Origin of the sequence: Tabrizicola sp. (assembly GCF_036781545.1) — a bacterium.
Taxonomy (GTDB): Bacteria; Pseudomonadota; Alphaproteobacteria; order Rhodobacterales; family Rhodobacteraceae; genus Tabrizicola.
The window spans coordinates 1-6,957 of the sequence record NZ_DAIQAT010000177.1 but is presented as its reverse complement, the minus strand read 5'-3'; the positions used below and the strand labels follow the sequence as shown (position 1 = coordinate 6,957).

The following is a 6,957-nucleotide window of genomic DNA, read 5'->3' as shown; positions in this document are numbered from 1 at the left end:
TCCGCCTGCCGGTGATCACCCTGATCGACACCGCCGGGGCCTATCCCGGCAAGGGCGCCGAGGAGCGCGGGCAGGCCGAGGCCATCGCGCGATCGACCGAGAAATGCCTGGCCATCCGCGTGCCGCTGATCTCGGTGGTGATCGGCGAGGGCGGCTCGGGCGGCGCGGTGGCTTTCGCCACGGCGAACCGGGTCGCGATGCTGGAACATTCGGTCTATTCGGTCATCTCGCCCGAAGGCTGCGCCAGCATCCTGTGGAAGGACGCGGAAAAGATGCGCGAGGCGGCCGAGGCGCTGCGGCTGACGGCACAGGATCTGCAGAAGCTGGGGATCATCGACCGGATCGTGAAGGAACCTCTGGGCGGGGCGCAGCGGGCGCCCGGCGAGGCGGTCGAGGCGGTGGGCAAGGCCATCGAGGCGATGCTGGGCGAACTGTCGGGCAAGAAACCCGATGCGCTGGTCAAGGACCGGCGGCAGAAGTTCCTCGACATGGGATCGAAAGGGCTGGCGGCATGAATCCCTGGGCAATCGTCGCCATCGCCGGGCTGATGGAGACCGGCTGGGCGCTGGGGCTGAAATATTCGGACGGGTTCACGAAGCTCTGGCCGTCGGTGGTGACGATCGTGCTGGCGCTGGGGTCGTTCTGGCTGTTGTCGGTCGCCATGAAGTCGTTGCCGGTTGGCACGGCCTATGCGGTCTGGGTCGGGATCGGGGCCATCGGCACGGCGGTCGCGGCGGTGTTCCTGTTCCACGAGCCGGTGAACCTGATGCGGGTCATGGGGGTGCTCTTGATCCTTGCCGGGATCGTGGCGCTGAAATTCGCATGATACGCTGGCTTGCCTTGGCGGTCGCGCTGGCGGCCCCGGTTCAGGCGGGCACGCTGGACGGGCGGCTTGTCACCTTCTCGGTGGAAACCTGGAACGACCGGGAGGTGCCGCTTCTGGTCGCGCGGGGGCGGACGGTGGTGGTGGGCAAGGGGGTCGAGTTCGGGCTGGGGCCGGAGGGGTTCACCGGAGGGCTCGACGTGGTGCCCGTGGCGGTGGAGATCGGGCCGACGCGGATCGAGCTGAGCTATCCGCAGGGGATCGGGCGGTTCTACGAGGCGAAGTTCAACGGCTATGTCCTGCGGTTCGAGACGGACTGCGCCTTGTTCCAGAAGGTGTCGGTGGATCCGGCCGCGACAACGATGAAGGGCACGGAGGTCTGGGCCGAGACGGGGGCGCTTTATATCAACGTGTCGGGGGTGGGCTATGGGCCGGCCTCGACGCTGGCGCTGGACCTTGAGGTGGCGGACTGCCCGCTGAGCTGAGGCTGCCCACGCGCGGGCAGCTTTTCGCGCCCAATGATATCAATACGTTGCCTGTGGGCATTCAGAATTTCTTAACCTTTCGGCGCGCCTCCTCGTGCGACTTCGTCTTCTCCTCGGATGTGGCGAAGTCATCGACGGACCTTTAGGTCACCACATCGTCTGCGCCGCCCGGCCGGGCCAGTCCGCGTCATAGGCCTGGCCGTCGATCCGGCCTTCGGTGATCTCGCGCAGCATGTCGCCCACCGTGGGCAGGCCCGCCGACTGATCGCCCGAGGTCCAGAGCGCCGAGCGGATCAGGGCGCGGGCGCATTGGGAATAGACCTCGGCGATGCGGATCACGATCACGCTGCGTGGCTCCTTGCCGTCGCGGGCAAAGCGCGCGCGCAGGTCGGCATCGGCGGTGAGGCGGGCGGTCCCGTTGACGCGCAGCGCGTTCAGCGCGCCGGGGATCAGGAACATCAGGCTGACCCGCCCATCGCGGAGGATGTTGCGAAGCGAGTCGATGCGGTTGTTGCCATGCCAGTCGGGCAGCGCCAGCGTCTGGGCGTCGAGCACCCTGGCCACCGGCCCTTCGTCGCCGCGCGGGCTGCCATCGGTGCCTTCCGGGCCGACCGTCGAGAGGACGCAGAAACGGGACCGGTCCACCCAGGCGCGATATGCCGGGGTGAGGCGGGCCGTGACCTTGCTGGTCGCAGCCTCGCCCGGCTGGCCGTAATGGGCGTGCAGGTCTTCCAGAGTGGTGATCCAAGTCATGATTATCCGCCTTTTCCGCGCGGCGCAGTCGAACAGGAACCGCGCCCCGCTGGCAAGCCGGTCAGCGTTTCAGCTTCGCGCCAGCCGGGTCAGCAGGTCCACCTGCCGGGGCAGGCAGACCGAGCGGAGGTCGTAGCGGTCGCGCACCATGCGCCGGGCCGTGTCGCGCATCGCGTCATGGGCCTCGGGCCGGGCGAGCGCATCGGTCAGTGCCGCCGACCAGCCCTTCACGTCGAAGAAATCCACCAGCCGCCCGTTGACCCCATCCTGGATCACCTCGGCCACCGGGGCGGTGTTGGACCCCACAACCAGCGTCCCGGCGGCCAGCGTCTCGACCATCGACCAGCTGAGGACGAAGGGATAGGTCAGATAGGCATGGACGCGGGAGACGTGGATCAGGTCGACCAGGCGGGCATAGGGCAGCTTGCCCACGAAATGCACGCGGGAGAGGTCGAGCCGGTCCCTCACCTCGGCCAGGATCACCTCTTTCCAGGACGTGCCGTCCCGGGGTTTCGCCCCATAGCTGACTTCGTCGCCGCCGACGATCACGACCTGCGCCTCGGGCCGGGCCGCCAGCACGTCCGGCAGGGCGCGCATGAAGATGTGGTAGCCGCGATAGGGTTCGAGGTTGCGGTTGACGAAGGTCAGGACCTCGTCGCCCCGCTGCAGGATGCGGCCATCCGGCAGGGGGAAGGTCGCGTCGGGGTTCGGGGTCAGACGGTCGCAGTCGACGCCGTCGAAGATCACCTCGATCTGCTGGCGCAGGAGCGGAGGGTGGGTGCTGGCCTGCCATTCGGTCGGGCAGACACCCTTGTCGGCATGGACCAGCGCCTGCGCCATATAGGCGGCGCGGGACTGGGCGATCATCACCTGATCGAAGCCCGCAACCTGGAATTCGGGATCGAAGCCGGTGTCCGCCCCGTGGCCCCGATAGTAGAATTCGCAGAACAGAAGCAGCTTCGCCTCGGGCCAGACCTCCTTGAGGAACAGGGTCTCGCCCCAGCCGGAATGGCCGTAGATCACGTCGGGGACATAGCCCTCGGCCCGCAGCTTCTGCGCAAAGCGCGCGACGCTGACGCCCCGGTCGCTCATCAGGGTGAAGTTGCGCCCCAGGCGGGTAGCCTTGGCGTCGACCTCGGGCGCGGTATGGGTGTAGCGCAGAAGCGGCACATCGGAGCTGGCCTTGTTGGCCGCGTCGGTGATCGCCCGCACGTCATGGCCGCGCCGCTGCATCTCGGGCGCGAGATGCAGAAACTGGCCGGGGAAGTTCTGGTGGACGAAGAGAAGCTTCACCTCAGGCTCCGAAGGCGGCGGCCATCAGAGCTTTGGTATAGTTGGATTGCGGCCTGGTAAACACGGCCTCGACATCGCCCGTTTCCACCACATCGCCGGCCTGCATCACCATGACCTTGTGCGCCATGGCGCGGATCACCCGCAGGTCGTGGCTGATGAAGATGAAGGCGAGGCCCCATTTCCGCTGCAACTCGCGCAGGAGGTCGGCGATCTGGACCTGCACCGTCATGTCCAGCGCCGAGGTCGGCTCGTCCAGCACCACCAGTTTCGGCCGCAGGATCATGGCGCGGGCGATGGCGATGCGCTGGCGCTGGCCGCCGGAAAATTCATGCGGGTAGCGCTGCATGGTGGCCGGGTCGAGGCCGACCTCGCGCATGATGCCCGCGACCATCTCGGTCCGGTTGTGGCCGGGATCGACGCCATGGACGCCCAGCCCCTCGGCGATGATCTCTTCCACCGTCATCCGGGGCGAAAGGCTGCCGTAGGGGTCCTGGAAGACGACCTGCATCTCACGCCGGAGGCCGCGCATGGCGGAACGGCTGCGGTCCTGCAGGTCCTCGCCCAGGAAGGCCACCTTGCCGGTCGAATCGATCAGCCGCAGGATCGCCAGCGCCAGCGTGGTCTTGCCCGAGCCGCTTTCGCCGACGATGCCCAGCGTTTCCCCGGCGCGGACCGAGAGGGTGGCGTCGTTCACCGCCTTCACATGGCCGACGGTCTTGCGCAGGAAACCCTTCTGGATCGGGAACCAGACGCGGAGGTTTTCGGTGCGCACGACCTCTGCGGCCCCGGCGGGAATCGGCGGCGGGCCACCCTTCTGTTCGGCCGCGAGGAGCTTGCGGGTATAGGGATGCCGCGGATCGGCGAAGATTTGCGCGGCGGGGCCCTGTTCGACGATCTCGCCGCCCTGCATGACGCAGACGCGGTCGGCGATGCGGCGGACGATGCCGAGATCATGGGTGATGAAGAGAAGGCTGAGGCCCTCGGTGCGCTTGAGATCGGCGAGGAGGTCGAGGATCTGCGCCTGGATCGTCACGTCCAGCGCGGTGGTCGGCTCGTCGGCGACCAGAAGTTCCGGCCCGTTGGCCAAGGCCATGGCGATCATCACCCGCTGGCGCTGCCCACCCGACAGCTGGTGCGGATAGGCGCCGAGGCGGCTTTCGGCGTCGCGGATGCCGACCTTGGCGAGGAGTTCGATGATCCGGGCACGCGCCTTGCCGCCGGTCAGGCCCTGGTGCAGGGCGAGGCTTTCGGCCAGCTGTTTCTCGATGGTGTGGAGGGGGTTCAGGCTGGTCATCGGCTCCTGGAAGATGAAGCTGATGTCGTTGCCGCGGACCTTGCGGAGGTCGCGTTCGGAAGCGCCCACCATCTGGGCGCCGCGATAGGTGACGGAGCCCGACACCTGCGCATTGTCGGAAAGAAGGCCGACGGTCGACAGCGCCGTGACCGACTTGCCCGAGCCGCTTTCGCCGACAAGCGCCACGGTCTCGCCCTTGTCGATGGCGAAGCTGACACCCCGTACCGCGGGGATGATCCGCCCGTCCTGGCGGAAGGTGACGGTGAGGTTGTCGACCTGGAGAACGCTCATCGGCCCTGCCTCATCTGAAGGTCTTCCGCGGGTCGAAGGCGTCGCGGACGCCCTCGAAGATGAAGACCAGAAGCGAGAGCATGATCGCGAAGGTGAAGAAGGCGACGAAGGCGAGGTGCGGGGCCTGCAGGTTCTGCTGCGCCTGACGGGTCAATGCGCCGAGGGACGGCTGGTCGGCGGGCAGGCCGAAGCCGATGTAGTCGAGGCTGGCGAGCGCGCCGATGGTGCCGGTGATGGCGAAGGGCAGCAGCGTCAGCGTGGCCACCATCGCGTTCGGCAGAAGGTGGCGCGTCATGATCCGCCAGTCGGACACGCCCAGCGCCTTGGCGGCGCGGACATATTCGAAGTTGCGCGCGCGCAGGAATTCGGCGCGGATCACGCCCACCCGACTGATCCAGCCGAACACGACCATGAGCACCAGAAGCAGCCAGACGCTTTTCCCCAGGATCGCGGTGAGGATGATTATCACGTAAAGGTCGGGGACCGCCGCCCAGATTTCGATGAAGCGCTGCATCAGAAGGTCGGTCAGGCCGCCGAAATAGCCCTGCACCGCCCCGGCAATGACGCCGATGACAGTGGTGAGCGCCACGACCACAAGGGCGAAGGTGACCGACAGACGGAAGCCGTAGATGACACGCGCAAGGACATCGCGTGAGGTGTCGTCGGTTCCAAGCCAGTTCTGGGCGGTGGGCGGGCCGGGCACGATGCCCCCGGTGTTCACGATGGTCTTGAAGGAATAGGGAATCAGCGGCCAGACGATCCAGCCACGGTCCACGGGTTTGCCTGCCGCCGTGCCCTTTTCCTCGGCCTCGGCCTTGATGCCGTCGGGATCGTCCCAGCAGTCCAGCGAGCCCGCGGTGACGATCAGGCACTGCACCTCGGGCGTGGTGTAGTCGGCTTCGGTCCGCAGATCGCCTCCGAAGGCGGTTTCGGGGTAGAACTTGAGGATCGGCGTGTAGAAGTCGCCCTCGTATTTCACCAGGATGGGACGATCATTGGCTAGAAGCTCTGCGCAGAGCGACAGGCCGTAGAGGACAAGGAAAATCCACAGCGACCAGTAGGCCCGGCGGTTGGCCTTGAAGTTGCGCCAGCGGCGCTGGTTGAGCGACGAGAGCGCCATCAGCCGCGGCTCTCGAAGTCGATGCGCGGATCGACCAGCACATAGGTCAGGTCGGAGATGATGCCCACGACAAGGCTGATCAGACCGAAGGCAAAAAGCGTTCCGAAGATGACCGGATAATCTCGTTCGACCAGAGAGCGGTAGCTGAGCAATCCAAGGCCATCGAGCGAGAAGATCATCTCGATGATCATGCTCGACCCGAAGAACACCGCGAGGAACAGGCCCGGAAAGCCCGCGATGACGATCAGCATCGCGTTGCGGAAGACATGGCCGTAGAGGACGCGGCTTTCGGACAGGCCCTTGGCGCGGGCGGTCATCACATATTGCTTCTTGATCTCGTCCAGGAAGCTGTTCTTCGTCAGCAATGTCAGCACCGCGAAGGAGGAGATCAGCTGCGCCGTCACCGGAAGCGTGATGTGCCAGAGGTAGTCGGTGATCTTGTCCCAGAGCGAAAGCTGGGACCAGTTGTCGCTGGTCAGCCCGCGCAGGGGGAACCACTGAAAGTAGGACCCGCCCGCGAGGACGACCATCAGCATGATCGCGAACAGGAACCCGGGGATCGCATAGGCGGCGATGATGATGCCGGAGGTCCAGGTGTCGAACCTGGACCCGTCGCGCACGGCCTTGCGGATGCCCAAGGGGATCGAGACCAGATAGGCGATCAGGGTGGACCAGAGGCCGAGGGTGATCGAGACCGGCATCTTTTCCAGCACAAGGTCCACCACGGAAATCGAGCGGAAGTAGCTTTCGCCGAAATCGAAGCGCAGATACTTGCCCATCATGATGAAGAAGCGTTCCAGCGCCGGGATCGCTTCCTTGTGGCATTCCGGGGCTTTCAGCGAAGGCTCGCCGGTGAAGCCCTCGTCGCAGACGATGCGGGAAAAGCCGAACTGCACCT

General features: G+C 66.1%; 8 protein-coding genes. 3 read left to right on the top strand and 5 right to left on the bottom strand.

What is annotated here, in order from left to right:
* From V7Q39_RS18160 to V7Q39_RS18150, 3 genes are all read left to right on the top strand, one after another.
* Positions 1 to 515: carboxyl transferase domain-containing protein (locus tag V7Q39_RS18160; RefSeq protein ID WP_333818017.1), on the top strand; the 515-nt coding region annotated here is incomplete at its 5' end.
* On the top strand, positions 512 to 826 hold the full coding sequence (locus V7Q39_RS18155; RefSeq protein ID WP_333818016.1) for a DMT family transporter: 315 nt from the start codon (positions 512 to 514) through the stop codon (positions 824 to 826). The genes V7Q39_RS18160 and V7Q39_RS18155, both read left to right, overlap by 4 nt.
* Positions 823 to 1,308, top strand: coding sequence for a hypothetical protein (locus V7Q39_RS18150; protein WP_333818015.1), 486 nt, complete (start codon positions 823 to 825; stop codon positions 1,306 to 1,308). Before V7Q39_RS18155 ends, V7Q39_RS18150 begins: the two co-directional genes overlap by 4 nt.
* A 147-nt stretch (positions 1,309 to 1,455) precedes the next feature.
* On the opposite strand, the gene V7Q39_RS18145 is transcribed toward V7Q39_RS18150, so the two are convergent.
* The 5 genes from V7Q39_RS18145 to V7Q39_RS18125 all read right to left on the bottom strand — a co-directional run.
* Entirely contained in the window at positions 1,456 to 2,061 is a 606-nt protein-coding gene (locus V7Q39_RS18145; RefSeq protein WP_333818014.1) for a pyridoxamine 5'-phosphate oxidase family protein, read from the bottom strand.
* 69 nt (positions 2,062 to 2,130) lie between these two features.
* The gene (locus V7Q39_RS18140; RefSeq protein WP_333818013.1) at positions 2,131 to 3,354 is read right to left on the bottom strand and encodes a glycosyltransferase; all 1,224 of its coding nucleotides are present in this window, start codon (positions 3,352 to 3,354) and stop codon (positions 2,131 to 2,133) included.
* Position 3,355: 1 nt separating this feature from the next.
* Positions 3,356 to 4,939, bottom strand: coding sequence for an ABC transporter ATP-binding protein (locus V7Q39_RS18135; RefSeq protein WP_333818012.1), 1,584 nt, complete (start codon positions 4,937 to 4,939; stop codon positions 3,356 to 3,358).
* A 10-nt stretch (positions 4,940 to 4,949) separates the two neighbouring features.
* Complete coding sequence (locus V7Q39_RS18130; RefSeq protein WP_333818011.1) at positions 4,950 to 6,059, bottom strand: ABC transporter permease; 1,110 nt, start codon at positions 6,057 to 6,059, stop codon at positions 4,950 to 4,952.
* Positions 6,059 to 6,957 (bottom strand): ABC transporter permease subunit (locus V7Q39_RS18125; RefSeq protein WP_333818010.1); only part of this gene is annotated, 899 nt, incomplete at its 5' end. The genes V7Q39_RS18125 and V7Q39_RS18130, both read right to left, overlap by 1 nt.